This is a genomic window from Pantoea sp. sgz302252 (genome assembly GCF_047713085.1).
Taxonomy (GTDB): Bacteria; Pseudomonadota; Gammaproteobacteria; order Enterobacterales; family Enterobacteriaceae; genus Scandinavium.
The window spans coordinates 26,841-41,204 of sequence record NZ_JBLFJW010000017.1; the positions used below are offsets into that span (position 1 = coordinate 26,841).

General features: G+C 54.1%; 14 protein-coding genes. 1 reads left to right on the plus strand and 13 read right to left on the minus strand.

Annotated elements, in window-relative coordinates; genetic code table 11:
* Positions 1-13: 13 nt before the first annotated feature.
* From ACLW56_RS13985 to flhD, 8 genes are all read right to left on the minus strand, one after another.
* Complete coding sequence (locus tag ACLW56_RS13985; protein WP_330984379.1) at positions 14-562, minus strand: spore coat U domain-containing protein; 549 nt, start codon at positions 560-562, stop codon at positions 14-16.
* Between the two features lie 8 nt (positions 563-570).
* Positions 571-1,140 carry a spore coat U domain-containing protein gene (locus ACLW56_RS13990; protein ID WP_330984380.1) on the minus strand — a complete coding sequence of 190 codons (570 nt, stop codon included), beginning with the start codon at positions 1,138-1,140 and terminating at the stop codon, positions 571-573.
* A 343-nt stretch (positions 1,141-1,483) separates the two neighbouring features.
* On the minus strand, positions 1,484-1,987 hold the full coding sequence (cheW, locus tag ACLW56_RS13995) for a chemotaxis protein CheW (RefSeq protein WP_330984381.1): 504 nt from the start codon (positions 1,985-1,987) through the stop codon (positions 1,484-1,486).
* Between the two features lie 21 nt (positions 1,988-2,008).
* On the minus strand, positions 2,009-4,018 hold the full coding sequence (gene cheA / locus ACLW56_RS14000; protein WP_330984458.1) for a chemotaxis protein CheA: 2,010 nt from the start codon (positions 4,016-4,018) through the stop codon (positions 2,009-2,011).
* A 10-nt stretch (positions 4,019-4,028) separates the two neighbouring features.
* Complete coding sequence (gene motB, locus ACLW56_RS14005; protein WP_330984382.1) at positions 4,029-4,958, minus strand: flagellar motor protein MotB; 930 nt, start codon at positions 4,956-4,958, stop codon at positions 4,029-4,031.
* Entirely contained in the window at positions 4,955-5,845 is an 891-nt protein-coding gene (gene motA, locus ACLW56_RS14010) for a flagellar motor stator protein MotA (RefSeq protein WP_330984383.1), read from the minus strand. The genes motB and motA overlap by 4 nt, the downstream gene beginning before the upstream one ends.
* Before the next feature lie 125 nt (positions 5,846-5,970).
* Complete coding sequence (gene flhC, locus ACLW56_RS14015) at positions 5,971-6,555, minus strand: flagellar transcriptional regulator FlhC (RefSeq protein ID WP_330984459.1); 585 nt, start codon at positions 6,553-6,555, stop codon at positions 5,971-5,973.
* Complete coding sequence (flhD, locus tag ACLW56_RS14020; protein ID WP_217992672.1) at positions 6,552-6,902, minus strand: flagellar transcriptional regulator FlhD; 351 nt, start codon at positions 6,900-6,902, stop codon at positions 6,552-6,554. Before flhD ends, flhC begins: the two co-directional genes overlap by 4 nt.
* Before the next feature lie 799 nt (positions 6,903-7,701).
* Here flhD and uspC point away from each other — a divergent pair.
* The gene (gene uspC / locus ACLW56_RS14025) at positions 7,702-8,130 is read left to right on the plus strand and encodes a universal stress protein UspC (RefSeq protein ID WP_330984384.1); all 429 of its coding nucleotides are present in this window, start codon (positions 7,702-7,704) and stop codon (positions 8,128-8,130) included.
* Between the two features lie 49 nt (positions 8,131-8,179).
* Here uspC and otsA read toward each other — a convergent pair whose 3' ends face one another.
* From otsA to ACLW56_RS14050, 5 genes are all read right to left on the minus strand, one after another.
* Positions 8,180-9,604, minus strand: a complete 1,425-nt coding sequence (gene otsA / locus ACLW56_RS14030) for an alpha,alpha-trehalose-phosphate synthase (RefSeq protein WP_330984385.1) — start codon at positions 9,602-9,604, stop codon at positions 8,180-8,182.
* Positions 9,579-10,376 (minus strand): trehalose-phosphatase, encoded by a 798-nt coding sequence (gene otsB / locus ACLW56_RS14035; RefSeq protein WP_330984386.1) that lies wholly within the window; start codon positions 10,374-10,376, stop codon positions 9,579-9,581. The genes otsA and otsB overlap by 26 nt, the downstream gene beginning before the upstream one ends.
* A gap of 162 nt (positions 10,377-10,538) precedes the next feature.
* Entirely contained in the window at positions 10,539-11,519 is a 981-nt protein-coding gene (araH, locus tag ACLW56_RS14040; RefSeq protein ID WP_330984387.1) for an L-arabinose ABC transporter permease AraH, read from the minus strand.
* Positions 11,520-11,540: 21 nt separating this feature from the next.
* Entirely contained in the window at positions 11,541-13,055 is a 1,515-nt protein-coding gene (gene araG / locus ACLW56_RS14045) for an L-arabinose ABC transporter ATP-binding protein AraG (RefSeq protein WP_330984388.1), read from the minus strand.
* A gap of 137 nt (positions 13,056-13,192) precedes the next feature.
* Entirely contained in the window at positions 13,193-14,173 is a 981-nt protein-coding gene (locus tag ACLW56_RS14050) for an arabinose ABC transporter substrate-binding protein (RefSeq protein ID WP_330984389.1), read from the minus strand.
* Between the last annotated feature and the right edge of the window lie 191 nt (positions 14,174-14,364).

The window sequence follows — 14,364 nt, forward strand, 5'->3', positions numbered from 1 at the left end:
GTTTCTCCCTGTCTTACCATGACAACGTCACAGTGAGTTGATCGCTATAGGTTCCCGCCGGGCTGAACCCGGTCAATTGCGCTGCGCCAAAAATCGTCAGCGCGATATTGTTACTGTTGCTGTAAGCCACGGAGACGCTCTGGTTGACGCCTATTTCACTGTTCGCCGCCAGCGAACTGCTGCTGTACAGGCGATACGGCACTCTGTCCGTGCCACCTGAACGCTGCATATTGCGTACCGTGGTGTAATTCTGCCCGCCGTTGATGCTCATGCTCAGCGCCACGCCGGGCGTACAAGCCAACAAGAGCGACGCATTCGGCACAAACTGGGTGCTCACCTGCCCTGTTTTTACCCCGCTGTAGCTGCCAAAATTCAGCGACCCCATCGCCCCGCCGCTGCCGGTAGCCACCGAACAGCCGGGCGTTATGGTGGCATTCACCTTGAATGACTGGGTGGTGACCGTCAGCGCCTGCACCGTTGGGCTGAACAGCAACGCAACGGGGAGCAAAAGGCGTAGCCAGCCCCGGGCTTCCCGCAGGAAGCCTGATACACCCGGAGTCATAAGGGGTGTTAGTACGTGACGCTGACGTTGATTGTGTCGGTATACGTGCCCGGCACCACGGTCACGCTGTTGCCACCGCCCTGAATTCGGCCATAAAGCGTATAGTTATCTACGCCCCCCGTGGTCGAGGCAATCGGCAGTGGCGCACCGTTGGCCACCACATTGCTGTAGCCGCTGTCGCTGTAAAGGCTGTACGCCACCCCTTGCGCTGCGTTAGTGGTGTTGATCAGATAGCGAGCAGGCGTGCCCGGCGTGCCTGTCACCGTGCCGGGCGCGGTGCTGTTGGCGTTACCGGTTATCTGTACCGTGTAGCTGCTGGTTGTACATTGCACGCTAAAACTGTTGCCGCCACTGGCGCCGGTAAGCTGGGTGGTCAGCTGTGAGAAGGTCGCGGGGTGAGTACCAAAATCCAGAGTACCGAAGTTGATCCCACTTTGGGTTGGCTGACCGTTGATCAAGCACCCGTTGGTGAGCGTGAGGGTCGCAGCAATCGTCCCGCTGCTGGTCACCGCCTGCGCGCCTGATGACACCAGGGCCAGCAAACTTCCTGTCGCGATAAGAAGACGTAGTCTGTTCATCGGTCGTCTCCAGAGTCAGATGTCCTGGCGCTTTATTGTTTTGCGTCAGAAGGTTATCAGGCCCCGAAACGGGTGCCTTATCTGAAATCTAGTTCAGGGGATTTCATTCAACCAACTCAGGACGATAAATTAAGCCTTTTTCACTATTTACATAAAAGTGATGATTTATCAGCAAATTGGAAGCAAAGCGGCAGGCTAAAATGACACACTGCAAAGAATATATTGCTCTCATTGTGATATTCATCACATAACGTCAGAAGTGACATATTAGCGGGGCTAATCAGTAATTAAGGAAGGGTAAATTTGAGGGGAGAGTCCCCCTGCACTCACAGGGGGAAATCCGTTACGCCGCGCTTACAGCCGCGCTGTCGAGCAGCGACATTTCTTCGCTGTTGAGCAGTTTTTCGATGTTCACCAGAATCAGCATACGTTCGCCGAGCGCACCCAGGCCGGTCAGGTATTCGGTGGACAGCGTGACCGCAAATTCAGGTGCCGGGCGAATCTGTTCGGCGGCCAGTGAAAGCACATCAGAAACGCCATCAACCACAATGCCCACGACGCGCTGGCTGAGGTTCAGCACGATAACCACGGTGTTGTCATTATACTCGACGTCTTGCTGGCTGAACTTCACGCGCAGGTCGACAATCGGCACGATCACGCCGCGCAGGTTGGTCACACCCTTGATGAATGACGGCGTGTTGGCGATGCGAGTCACCTGGTCATAACCGCGGATTTCCTGCACTTTCAGGATATCAATGCCGTACTCTTCATTCCCCAACGTGAAGACCAGAAACTCCTGGCCCGAGGGTTCGCCCGCCAGTTTTGCTACATTCGTCATACCGGTCATTTTTTTCCCTTCTTCTTGCAATCAGGCGGCGGTGTGCGCCACACGTTGTTCACGATTCAAACCCTGCAACGCCTGGACATCGACAATCAGCGCGACGCTGCCATCCCCGAGGATGGTCGCGGCAGAGATGCCCGGCACTTTGCGGTAGTTGCTTTCCAGATTTTTGACGACGACCTGATGCTGGCCGATCAGTTGATCCACCAGCAGCGCGTAACGTCGACCTGCGCTTTGCAGGATAACCACGATGCCCTGAGTGGCTTCCGTTTTCGCCCCCTGAACATCAAACACTTTCCACAGCTCCACCAGCGGCAGGTATTCGCCACGCACTTCCAGCACGCGCTCGCCCCCCGCCAGAGGATGCAAATCTTCTTCGCGCGGTTGCAGCGATTCCATCACCGCATTCAGCGGCAGAATGAACACTTCGCCACTTACCTTCACGGACATACCATCCAGGATCGCCAGCGTCAGCGGCAGCAGAATACGAATGGTGGTGCCTGCGCCCTGCTTCGATTTAATTTCGACGTGGCCGCCCATCTCCTGGATGTTACGTTTCACCACGTCCATGCCGACACCGCGTCCGGAAACATCAGTCACTTGTTCTGCTGTGGAGAAGCCAGGCGCGAAAATTAGCATCCCGACTTCTTCATCGGTCATGTTTTCATTGACCGCCATGCCCTGCGAAATCGCCTTCGCCAGAATGCGATCGCGATTGAGGCCTGCGCCATCGTCGGTGACTTCAATGCAAATATTGCCGCCCTGATGCTCAGCGGAAAGGATAAGGTTGCCAACCGCAGACTTCCCGGCGGCCAGACGGTTTTCTGGCGACTCAATACCGTGGTCGAGACTGTTACGCACCAGGTGCGTTAACGGGTCGATGATGCGTTCAATCAGGCTCTTATCCAGCTCGGTGGAGCTGCCCATTAGCGTCAGTTCGACCTGTTTGTTGAGCTTGCCCGCCAGGTCGCGCACCAGACGAGGGAAACGGCTGAACACGTATTCCATCGGCATCATACGAATCGACATCACCGACTCTTGCAGGTCACGCGCGTTACGCTGAAGCTGGCCCATGCTGGTGATCAAATCGCCGTGCTGCACCGGGTCGAGCTCGTTAGAACGCTGCGCCAGCATTGACTGAGTGATCACCAGTTCGCCGACCAGATTGATCAGTTGATCGACCTTCTCAACGGCGACACGAATACTGGTGGATTCACTCACCTTCGCCGGCTTTTCACGTTCAACGCGTGGCGAAGCAACGGTTTCTTTTGGCACGGCTTTGAGCACCGGTGCCGCTGGTGTTTCTACTACCGCAGGCGATGCCGCTGTTTCGGCGACTGCCGTTGACGCGGTTTCAAACGCGATTTGATCGGCTTCGATGACAAAGCACAGCACCGCCACGATATCGTCCTGCGAGACGGCACCGTCAAGGTTGGCGCTCAGTGAATCCGCGGTTTTCACCACCTGGCTGATTTGCGCCAGGTTGCTCAATTCTTCCTGCAGCATGTCCGGCTCACCGGCTTTCAGCCTTGAGAGCACAATGCGCAGTTGCCCTTCTGCGGCAACAGGTGCGACGGCGTCGTCTTCCGCTTCATCGCTTTCGACCACCGTCAGTTTTGCCCCAGCCGCAGCGGGAGTCAGTGCTTCGCCTTTCGCTTCCAGCGCCAGCTGACGCAGAGCGTTACAGATGTATTCAAAGCTGGCAGCATCCGGCTCCTGCGAGCTTTTATAAGCATCGAGCTGTTCCTGCATAATGTCTTTCGTTTCCAAAAACAGGTTAATAATGTCGGTATTGAGCTGCATCTCACCGCGCCGCGCTTCGTCCAGCAGGTTTTCCATCAGGTGCGTGGTTTCCTGCAAAACGCTGAAGCCAAAGGTGCCTGCGCCGCCTTTGATCGAGTGAGCGGCACGAAAGATGGCGTTCAGTTGCTCTGAGTCAGGGGCTTCCGGTACCAGATCCAGCAGGTGCTGCTCCATATCCGCCAACAATTCGTCGGCTTCATCAAAAAACGTCTGATAAAAATCGCTGATATCCATACTCACGCTATCACCTCTGATCGGATTGTGGCGATCCAGTACTGACCGGGTTCGGCAGTGCGCCCGGCTGCTGTAATACGCTTAAAGGTTCGTTCTGACTTTCGGCGTTCTCGTTGAGGATCGCCGCTTCGGACTGGTGATTGAGCACCAGCAAACTAATCCGGCGGTTGATGGCATCATCGCCGCCGTGCGCCTGGAGTTTCATGGTGTTTGCCATGCCCACCACGCGGATCACTTTCCCGTCATCAAGCCCACCGGCAACCAGTTCCCGGCGCGAGGCGTTGGCGCGATCGGCGGAAAGCTCCCAGTTGCTGTACCCTTTGTCGCCGTTGGCGTACGGGTAGTCGTCGGTGTGCCCGGACAGGCTAATTTTGTTCGGGACTTCGTTCAGAATCGGGGCAATGGCGCGCAGGATATCGCGCATGTACGACTCCACTTCCGCGCTGCCGGTTTTGAACATCGGCCGGTTCTGGCTATCGATAATCTGAATACGCAGCCCTTCCTGCACCAGGTCGATTTTCAGATACTGACGCAGGGCTTTTAATTTCGGGTCGGATTCAATCAGCTGATCCAGGTCACCGCGCACTTTCTTCAGGCGGTTCTGCTCCATGCGTTTTTTCAGCTCATCGATGTTCGGTTCTTTTTTCACTTCCCCCTGGCGCTGGGTGTAGTCATCGCCCCCACCAGGAATTGGGCTATCGCTTTCTGCGATACGCGAGCCTCCGGTCACCGCTGTCGCCAGCGGCGTGCGGAAGTACTCGGCTATCTGGATAAGCTCTTTCGGGCTGGAGATGGAAATCAGCCACATCACCAAAAAGAAGGCCATCATCGCGGTCATGAAATCGGCGTAAGCAATTTTCCACGAGCCGTGTGCGCCCCCGCCGTGGCTTTTATGCTTGCGCCGTCTGATGACGACGATGGGATGAGACTGATTTTTCATGCGTCCTCAGTCGTCGTCTGCTGTGCAGTTGGGTTACGGACGGCACGAACGTGCTCTTCCAGTTCGATGAACGAGGGACGCTCGCTGGAGTAAAGCGTTTTACGACCAAATTCCACCGCGATCGGCGGCGCATAGCCGTTCAGATTCGACAACAGCGTGATTTTGACGCACTGCATCATCTTGGTGGTTTCGGCGCTTTTTTGACGCAACACGGTCGCCAGCGGAGAAATAAACCCGTAAGCCAGCAGAATACCGAGGAACGTGCCGACCATCGCGTGGGCAATCATCGCCCCCAGTTCTGCGGCTGGACGATCCGCTGAACCCAATGCGTGAACAACCCCCATGACCGCGGCAACAATCCCGAAGGCTGGCAGAGAATCACCGACCATCGCCAGGCTGTTGGCGGGCACTTCGCATTCGCTTTCGTGGGTTTCAATCTCTTCGTCCATCAGCGCTTCGATTTCGAAGGTATTCATGTTGCCGCTGATGATAAGACGCAGATAATCGACGATAAACTCCAGCATCACTTTGTCCGCCAGAATGCGCGGGTAGCTGGCAAAGATTTCGCTTTCGGTCGGGTTTTCGATGTCACGTTCCAGCGAGAACATGCCCTGCTGACGTGACTTGGCCATCAGGCGATACAGCAGCGCCAGCAGGTCCATGTACATCGATTTGGTGTATTTCGAACGGCGAAACAGTAACGGCAGCGCTTTCAGCGTGCCCTTGATGGCCTTCCCGTTGTTACCAACGATAAACGCCCCTATCCCCGCGCCGCCAATGATAATCAGTTCAGCAGGCTGATAGAGTGCCCCAAGGTGTCCGCCGGTGATTGCATAACCGCCGAAAACGGTACCAAGAACAACCAGGTAACCTAATAAGATAAGCACGACATCATCCTTCCGCTATTGATAAGCCCGGGACGAACGACAGAGCATTTCACCGAAACGGCGGCAAAAAAAAAGCAGCGGACCTGCGTCCGCTGCTGGAGTGTTTTGCCACACCTGATTCTCGGTTAAACAGCTTGCTCTATCTGTTCATCCAGCAGTTGTGGTGTTATATCGGCACCTTCTGGGATAAGTTTACGTCTTTTTACGGCTCGTGATGGCGGCTGGCAAAGACTGCACACAAAGCTCCCCACGGGTTGGTGAGCATGGGTAATGAAATTGCCGCCACAGCTGTTGCAACTGCTGAGTTCAAGCATGCCGCTCTCGACAAATCGCACCAGCGTCCACGCACGGGTCAGCGCCAGAATCGGCCCATCTTCCTGCTGCGGACACTGCTCGAGATACAGACGGTAGGCTTTAATCACCGCATCAACGCCCGTACACAAACCCGTTTTCAGCAGATACTGCCAGGCATTACAGAACATGGAGGAGTGAATGTTCTGTTCCCAGGTCATAAACCAGTCGGTGGAGAACGGCAGCATGCCTTTCGGCGGTGGGCTGCCGCGAAGCTCTTTGTACAACTTGATGAGGCGGCCGCGACTGAGTTGCGTTTCGCTTTCGAGCATCTGCAGACGCGCGCCAAGCGTTATCAATTCCATTGCCAGTTGTATGTCGCGGGCTTCCTGAACAATGCTTTTTTCGCTCATGATCAGGCCCTTTTCTTCCGTGCAGAACCGTCTGCGAGGCTGGCTTCCTTCAGTAAGCGGGTCGAGAGCAGAATACCGGTGTGAATTTGCTGCAGATCGTCAACCCGCGACTCCTGCGTGAGTCGGGTGATGGTCTGGTGGCTGTCGAAGCGGAACTGACAAACCAACTGGTTGGTCTCCGCTAATTTAACCATTTGAGGCAGAGTCAGTTCGCCAAGCGTGGTGGCCATCTCTTCGTTGATGCCGAGACGGAACATAGCAGAAGCTTTATCCTGACTAATCAAACGCTGTGCAAGTAATAAATAGGACAAATTAATGTCATAAATATGCTTTAGCAACTCGGATGTATGCATTTTTCCCATCCCGAATAACCAACAATTATTTTATGCGGTAACACCCGCACCCCGTGATGTCGCCGGGAAAAACCCCGGTAAAAAAAAAGAAACGGCCAAATGCATAGTTGACTTAGGCGTTGCATCCTTGCGCACTGCAAGGTCACCTGCACGTGTGTGAGAATAACCCTGCAATTTTAAACATTTTTTACAATTGACTAAGATTTTTCCTAATTCGACGCAACTCTACTCGCCAGTCCTGACACATACAACGTGGCCCTACCGTAAATTTGGGAATTTTGTGACAGACATCACATAACACAGATGAATGACAACACCAGATCTATCAGCATCAATTGTGAGTTGCTGGCTTTTTACTCAATTCGCCCGCTTTTCTATTCCTGAATTCTGAATAAACACCCTGAACACATTTTGTTGCTTCTTTTTTGTTCAGGGAAAACAACTTGCCGCTTTGCGATATAACATCGGCCAAAACTCCTGAACCACGAGGAAAAGTTAGCCTTGTAAAACAGTCAGTTATCCATTCAGTTTTTCATGATGATTACGCAGAGAAATAATTTCAATTTTGTTAGTTTTAATGTGAACCAGGTTGCTAAATTATTATTTAATTTTTCAATTTAAGATAAGTTCGTAAAAATTCAGTGGAACGGACTGTCAAGGGATATTCTTCATATAAGAATAATTAATGAATCTTCGAAGCAACTCACATTTCCGGCTGATGGCCCCTCTTGCAGCCGATGCAGAAACGGAGTAATACCAGGACATGGGCATTTTTTCGTCGAATCAGGAAGGAGGCTGGATGACCTACTCACATTTGCTGGTTGCTGTGGCACCGACACCGGAAAGTCGAAAGCTGGTCAGTAAAGCCGTGTCCATTGCGCGTCCTGTCAATGCGCGTATCAGCCTCATCACCTCTGCCGCTGACCCGGAGATATACAATCAGTTCGCTGCACCCATGCTCGAAAACCTGCGCGAAGTCATGCAGGAAGAAACCCGTCAGTTCCTCAATGACTTAATCGCGCACGCCGATTACCCTGTCACCCACACACGCATCGCCTGTGGCGAATTAAGCGAGCACATCAAAGAGTTCTGCCAGAAGCAGCAGGTCGACCTGGTTATCTGCGGGAATCACAACCAAAGCTTTTTCTCACGCGCAACCTGTGCGGCGAAAAATGTGGTGGGCAACAGCGGAGTGGATGTTCTGCTGGTCACACTCGAAAACGAGTGACCGACTGAAAAAGTGCCCGGCATCCCTCACCGGGCGCACTTCTTGTTTATCACGCCAGTTTTGGAAAAGCCGCGACTTTATTCTGCAATCGGCTCTCCTCACTGCGCGGCGTTATCTGCTTTAGATCGTCAATAAACCGCGCCTGCCAGTGATAGATATCATTCTGTTTAATCACCTCCAGCATCTCCGCATGGCGAGATATCCGCTCGGTAAGAGGCATGGTTAGCGCCCTGTCCAGCGCGACGGCGACTTCATCGCGGTCATACGGATTCACTATTAATGCTGACGTGAGTTCATTAGCTGCTCCGGCAAATTGCGACAACACCAGCACGCCAGGATTCGCCGGATCTTGTGCAGCGACATATTCTTTCGCCACCAGATTCATCCCGTCTCGCAACGGCGTCACCAGACCCACATCAGAGTAACGGAACACTTTCATCAGCAGCTTTCGGTCAAAGTGCTGATTGAGGTAATACAGCGGCGTCCAGCCAAGCTGACCGTATTGGCCGTTAATCCTGCCTGTGGCGTTTTCCAGTTGATGACGGATGTCCTGATAGGCCTGCACATCACCGCGCGAGGTCGGCGCAATCTGAGTATAGCGAATTTTGCCGTGGTGCTGTGGGTACTTCTCCAGCAGCGCTTCATAAGCCTGAAACCGTTCCGGCAACCCTTTTGAATAGTCCAGGCGTTCTACAGAGAAGATGTTCTGCACGCTTTTCAACTCAGCTTTCAACTGCGCCAATTTTGGCGGCAGCGGCCCTTCGGCCTGATGGGCGATTTCGTCCGGATCGATGCCGATAGGATAAACGGCTGTGCGGAAGGTTCTTCCCCACGCATTATGCGTTTTGCTGCCGCGGCTGGTCAGGCGCGTCTGGCTGGACACGCAATCAAGAAAAGCCAGCCTGTCGTTCTCGGTCTGGAAGCCCAGCAGGTCGTAATCGCAAAGCTGTTCCAGCAGTTCAGCATGCGTCGGCAGTGCGTTAAACACTTCCGGCGTCGGAAAAGGAATATGTAAAAAGAAACCGATGCGATTGTTGACGTCGCGTTTGCGCAGTTCACTGGCGAACGGCAGCAAATGGTAGTCATGCACCCAAAGCGTATCGTCGGGTTTCACCAGCGGCAGCAGTTTTTCCGCAAGTGTTGCGTTGACGCGTAAATACCCTTCCCACGCCTCACGCTGGAAGTTCACCAGATCCAGACGGTAGTGAAACGCAGGCCACAATACGGCGTTGGAGAACTGGTTGTAGTAGAGATCGTGATCTTTCTCTTCCAGGTTAAACGAAGCCCAGGTGATGTTGCCTTTCGTCACCTTCTTCAGCGGTTTGTCTTGATCGCCAATCTCACCACTCCAGCCAAACCACAGTCCGCCTGCAGCTTTAAGCGCCCCCAGTACACCGACGGCCAGCCCACCTGCGCTGGTTTTTTTATCATCCGGCGGTGCAATACGATTAGATACTACGACTAAGCGACTCATAGCCATCTCTCCTGTCTGTTAGCGCGGGTCTCTCTTGTTGTACGAGTTGTTGCAGCCACGCATGGGTGTCCGCCACGCGAGCTAATCGCCAGTGGGCGAGCGTTTCCCCTGGCCCGACTTTGACTGAAACGCCACCAGCCTGATTCACTACCTCAAAACCGGCTTCGTCCGTCAGATCATCGCCGACAAATACAGGGGTTCGCCCACGGAAGGGCTCTTCTTGCAGAAAGGCCGCGATGGCTGCGCCTTTATGAATTCCGGCCGGTTTTATCTCTACCACACATTTACCCGGCTGCACGGCCAGCCCTTCGAAACGAGCAACAGCCTGTTCGGCCAGCTGTTCGATAGCCTGCTGATGCTGAGGGGCCTGGCGATAATGCAGCGCAAAGGCCATGCCCTTGTTTTCCAGCTCGCAGCCCGTCATGCCTGACATTGACTCAACCAGCCATTGATGGAGCGCCTCGGCGAGCGTTTCAGGCAATGTGACGATATGATCCTGACCCTTGATATCACGGCGTTCAGCTCCGTGGACTCCCGCTAGCGGGAAACGGTACGGAGCGGCGAGCGCGTCAAGTTCAGCCATTGAGCGCCCTGAGATCAAGGCCAGCGCCCCACTCTGCTGCTGCGCTAACTGGTGTAGCGCCACGCGAGTAGGTTCGGGGATGGATACCTGATCGGGACGGGGTTTTAGCTCGGCAAGCGTGCCATCCAAATCAAAGAAAAAGGCGTAATTTCCGCACAAAACCGGCGGAGCGGTTAACGGGTCTGTCACCCTGTCTACCTCCTGAGATTGACTCAATTTCGGCTAATGTTAATCAAACGTTAGCAGTATAAGTATAGACAGTGTGACCGGGCTCGCCATTTTAAACGGAAAGCACCAGCGGAATTCGCCGCTGGTGCTGGGTTAGGATTACACTTAAAAGTTGGGGATAAATCAGGCCACGCGCTTCGCTTTTTGTTTGTAACGGTCGAAGATAACCGCTGCGAGTAATATCAAACCACGCACCACATATTGCGAGAACGGCGAGATGTTCAGCAGGTTCATGGCATTTTCTACTGTGCCGAGGATCAAGATGCCCGCCACCACGTAGGAAATTTTGCCAATACCGCCCTTGAGCGACACGCCACCGAGCACACAGGCCGAAATCACAATCAGCTCATAGCCAATCGACGTCATCGGCTGGCCGCTGGTCATACGCGAAGCCAGAATTATCCCTGCCGCCGCCGACACCAGTCCCGACAGCACGAAGATAATGATTTTGGTCCGCACCACCGGCACACCCGCCAGCCTTGCCGCTTCTTCGTTGCCACCAATTGCCAGCGTATTACGCCCAAAAGTGGTTTTGTTGAGCAGCAGGCCGAAGAGGATTAAACAGCCAACCGTCAGCCAGATAGGCGCTGGCAAACCCAGCCAGTTGGCGTAGCCCAGAGTGAAGAAACGCTCATCTTCAATCCCGACCGCTTTACCGTCAGAAATGATATACGCCAGCCCACGCACAATTTGCATCGTCGCAAGCGTAGTAATGAGCGCGTTAATTTTCAAACGGGCGATGACGAATCCGTTGATTAACCCGCTTACCGTGCCAAGCAGCAGCCCGGCAAAAACGCCTAACCACAGGCTTTCGGAGACGTTAATCACCACTGCCGTGGTCACGCCAGCACAGGCAATCACCGAGGCGACGGACAAGTCAAAATCGCCAGAAGCGAGGCAAAATAGCATGCCGCACGCCACCATCCCTGACATTGAAATGGCGAGGCCCAGCCCCTTCATATTGATAAAGCTGGCAAAGTTAGGCACGAAAATGGCGCAGACAATAAACAAGACGGCAAACACCACCAGCATGCCGTACTGATCCCAGATGCGTCCCGGACTGAACGAATTCCGGCGCACGCCGGGCGTTGTGACAGATGACATGGTTCTCTCCTTCTCAGGCAATCAGGCGACGGCCTGGGTTGTTTTCGGCATCGCCAGGCTTAACGCCTGCTGTTCATTTGCGGTCTGGTGCATCAGTTCCCCGGCGATTTCGCCTTCGCGCATCACCAGGATGCGGTCAGCCACACCGAGCACTTCGGGTAAATCGCTGGAGGCAAACAACACCGCCACACCGGACGCGGCGAGCGCATAAATGACGTTATAGATTTCGTGCTTAGCGCCGACATCAATGCCGCGTGTCGGTTCGTCCAGCAAAATGACTTTCATCTCCTCAGACAGCCAGCGCCCGAGAATTGCCTTCTGCTGGTTGCCGCCGGAGAGATTCATGATCAGCTGTTCCGCCCCAGGCGTTTTGATATTCAGCGACTGAATGTGGTGCTCCGCATTGCGGGCTTCCCACTCTTTATTGATAAGCCACCCGGCATGAATGTGTTTGCGCCGAGCGCTGATGTTGATGTTGTCTCGCACCGAGTGAACCGGAATGATGCCATCGGCTTTGCGGTCTTCCGGGCACAGCATCATGCCTGCGCGAATGGCGTGTGCGGGTTTCTGAATGTTCACCTGCTGCCCGTCGATAAACACTTCACCCTCGGAAATCCTTGTGCCGCCGAATAAGCCTTTCATTAATTCACTGCGCCCTGCCCCCACCAGACCGAACAGGCCAACGATTTCACCGCTCTTGACGCTCAGGCTGACAGGCTGGCGAACGCCTGGCGCTTTGACGTTATTCAGGCGTAACCTTTCGGCCCCGTATTCACGAGGCTGCCAGCCGTATATATCGCCAATCTCACGCCCCACCATCGCCTGCACCAGCTGGTCGTGATTGACCTGCTGCATATCGTCGAACGTGCAGACGTAGCGACCATCTTTGAACACGGTGATCGCATCGCTAAGCGCAAAAATTTCCTCCATGCGGTGCGAGACATAAATGATGACGCGCCCTTCTTTACGCAGTTCACGGATGACACGGAACAGATTTTCTATTTCACGCGCCGACAGCGAACTGGTCGGCTCGTCAAACGCAATCACTTTGGCATTACGGGCCAGCGCTTTGGCGATTTCCACCATCTGCCATTGCCCAATGGAGAGATACTTCAGCGGCGTTTGCGGATCGATATCCAGCCCAAGGTGCTGAAGCTGTAACCCGGCTTCATAGTTGAGCAGCGAGCGATTGACGATCCCCCCTTTATGCGGCAACTGGCCGAGATAGATGTTTTCTGCCACCGTCATTTCCGGCACCAGATGCAGTTCCTGATAAATGATGGCAACGCCAGCGTTAAGAGCGGCCGTCGTATCCGGAAAACTTACTTCTTCGCCGCGCAGCACCAACGTGCCGCCGGTTGGGGCGTAATTACCGCTAAGGATTTTCAGCAGTGTGGATTTCCCGGCACCGTTTTCCCCCATCAGCGCATGCACCTGCCCGGCATAACAGTCGAAGCTGATGTCGGTCAGGGCTTTCACGCCGGGAAAGGTTTTGCTGATGCCGCGAAATGAGAGATAAGGTTGTGACTGTTGCATAGGCACTCCAGAAAACGCGAATTCACTTCTGCACGTCTTTTTTTGTCGGGTGGCGCTTCGCTTACCCGACCGACTAAGTCAAAAGATGGCGCCAGTCCGTAGGCCCGGTAAGCGTCAGCGCCACCGGGCAATTCAAATCACAGACCTTTCTTCGCCAGCTCGGCTTTAAAGTTATCGCGGGTAATCAGCACCACATCGGTCACCGCGGTGAACTTCGGTGGCTCAGCGTCTTTCTGTACCCAGTTGTAGAGCATTTCACTGGTTTTATACCCGTGAACGTCCGGGCTCGGCAGCAGTGAGCCGTAGAAACCGGTCGCCTGGGCTTTAGAAAGCTCATTCACCGCATCCACGCCGTTGATACCAATACCGATAACATCAGCCGCTTTGAAGCCCTGCCCTTCGGTGGCACGGACTCCACCGAGCACGGTGTTGTCATTCATACCCAGCACCAGCCAGTGTTTTACACCTGGATGCTGCACCAGCAGCGAGTTACCGGCATCAAACGCGCCCGGAATATCGTTGGATTTGGTCGGTACTTTATAGATTTGTGCTTCAGGGAAGCCCGCTTTTTTCAGTGCGTCCATGGAGCCGGTGGTGCGGCGGCGTGCGGTATCAAGTTCATCCGCAGTGATCGCCATGACGCCGGTATCTTTCACATCCCAGCCGCGTTTTTGCATCTCTTTGTACAGCTCATCACCCTGGCGCGCACCAATTTCGCTGGCCGCCATCATCACCAACGGCACGGTGTCCATTGGCTTGCCTTTGGCATTGACGAACTGATCGTCCACGGTGATGACTTTCATGTCATAGCTGTGGGCTTTGGCCATGATGGCGGGCCCGAGTTTCGGATCGGGCGTGCAGATAACGAAACCTTTGGCCCCGTTTGCCGCCAGGCTGTCGATGGCATTCAGGGTTTTCTCGCCATCCGGCACGGCGATTTTAATGACGTCAAACCCGAGATCTTTGCCTGCTTTATCGGCGAAACGCCATTCAGTCTGGAACCACGGTTCTTCTGGCTGCTTGACCAGAAAACCCAGTTTCATCGTCTCAGCGATAGCTGATTGTGACATAACCGCGGCCAGCCCGATGGCCGCCAGCGCTTTAGTGAATTTGTGCATGGTTAACTCCAGCTTTAATGTTCTTTTTCGTAGGGGAAATTCAAACTCATTCTATTTATCAGCAGTAAAACAATGCATTAGCGGTTTCGCTTTGGAGAGCTGTTACGCTGAGACATTAATAGCGGGAAATTAATTATCCATAGGAGAGCGCCATCACACCGCAGAATTACAGTGATCGCGTGCATATATTT

Bases quoted from the DNA above. Each gene is read 5' to 3' on its own strand.
- ACLW56_RS13985 (WP_330984379.1), bottom strand. From the start codon at position 562: ATGACTCCGGGTGTATCAGGCTTCCTGCGGGAAGCCCGGGGCTGGCTA.
- ACLW56_RS13990 (WP_330984380.1), bottom strand. From the start codon at position 1,140: ATGAACAGACTACGTCTTCTTATCGCGACAGGAAGTTTGCTGGCCCTG.
- cheW (WP_330984381.1), bottom strand. From the start codon at position 1,987: ATGACCGGTATGACGAATGTAGCAAAACTGGCGGGCGAACCCTCGGGC.
- cheA (WP_330984458.1), bottom strand. From the start codon at position 4,018: ATGGATATCAGCGATTTTTATCAGACGTTTTTTGATGAAGCCGACGAA.
- motB (WP_330984382.1), bottom strand. From the start codon at position 4,958: ATGAAAAATCAGTCTCATCCCATCGTCGTCATCAGACGGCGCAAGCAT.
- flhD (WP_217992672.1), bottom strand. From the start codon at position 6,902: ATGCATACATCCGAGTTGCTAAAGCATATTTATGACATTAATTTGTCC.
- uspC (WP_330984384.1), top strand. From the start codon at position 7,702: ATGACCTACTCACATTTGCTGGTTGCTGTGGCACCGACACCGGAAAGT.
- otsA (WP_330984385.1), bottom strand. From the start codon at position 9,604: ATGAGTCGCTTAGTCGTAGTATCTAATCGTATTGCACCGCCGGATGAT.
- araH (WP_330984387.1), bottom strand. From the start codon at position 11,519: ATGTCATCTGTCACAACGCCCGGCGTGCGCCGGAATTCGTTCAGTCCG.
- araG (WP_330984388.1), bottom strand. From the start codon at position 13,055: ATGCAACAGTCACAACCTTATCTCTCATTTCGCGGCATCAGCAAAACC.
- ACLW56_RS14050 (WP_330984389.1), bottom strand. From the start codon at position 14,173: ATGCACAAATTCACTAAAGCGCTGGCGGCCATCGGGCTGGCCGCGGTT.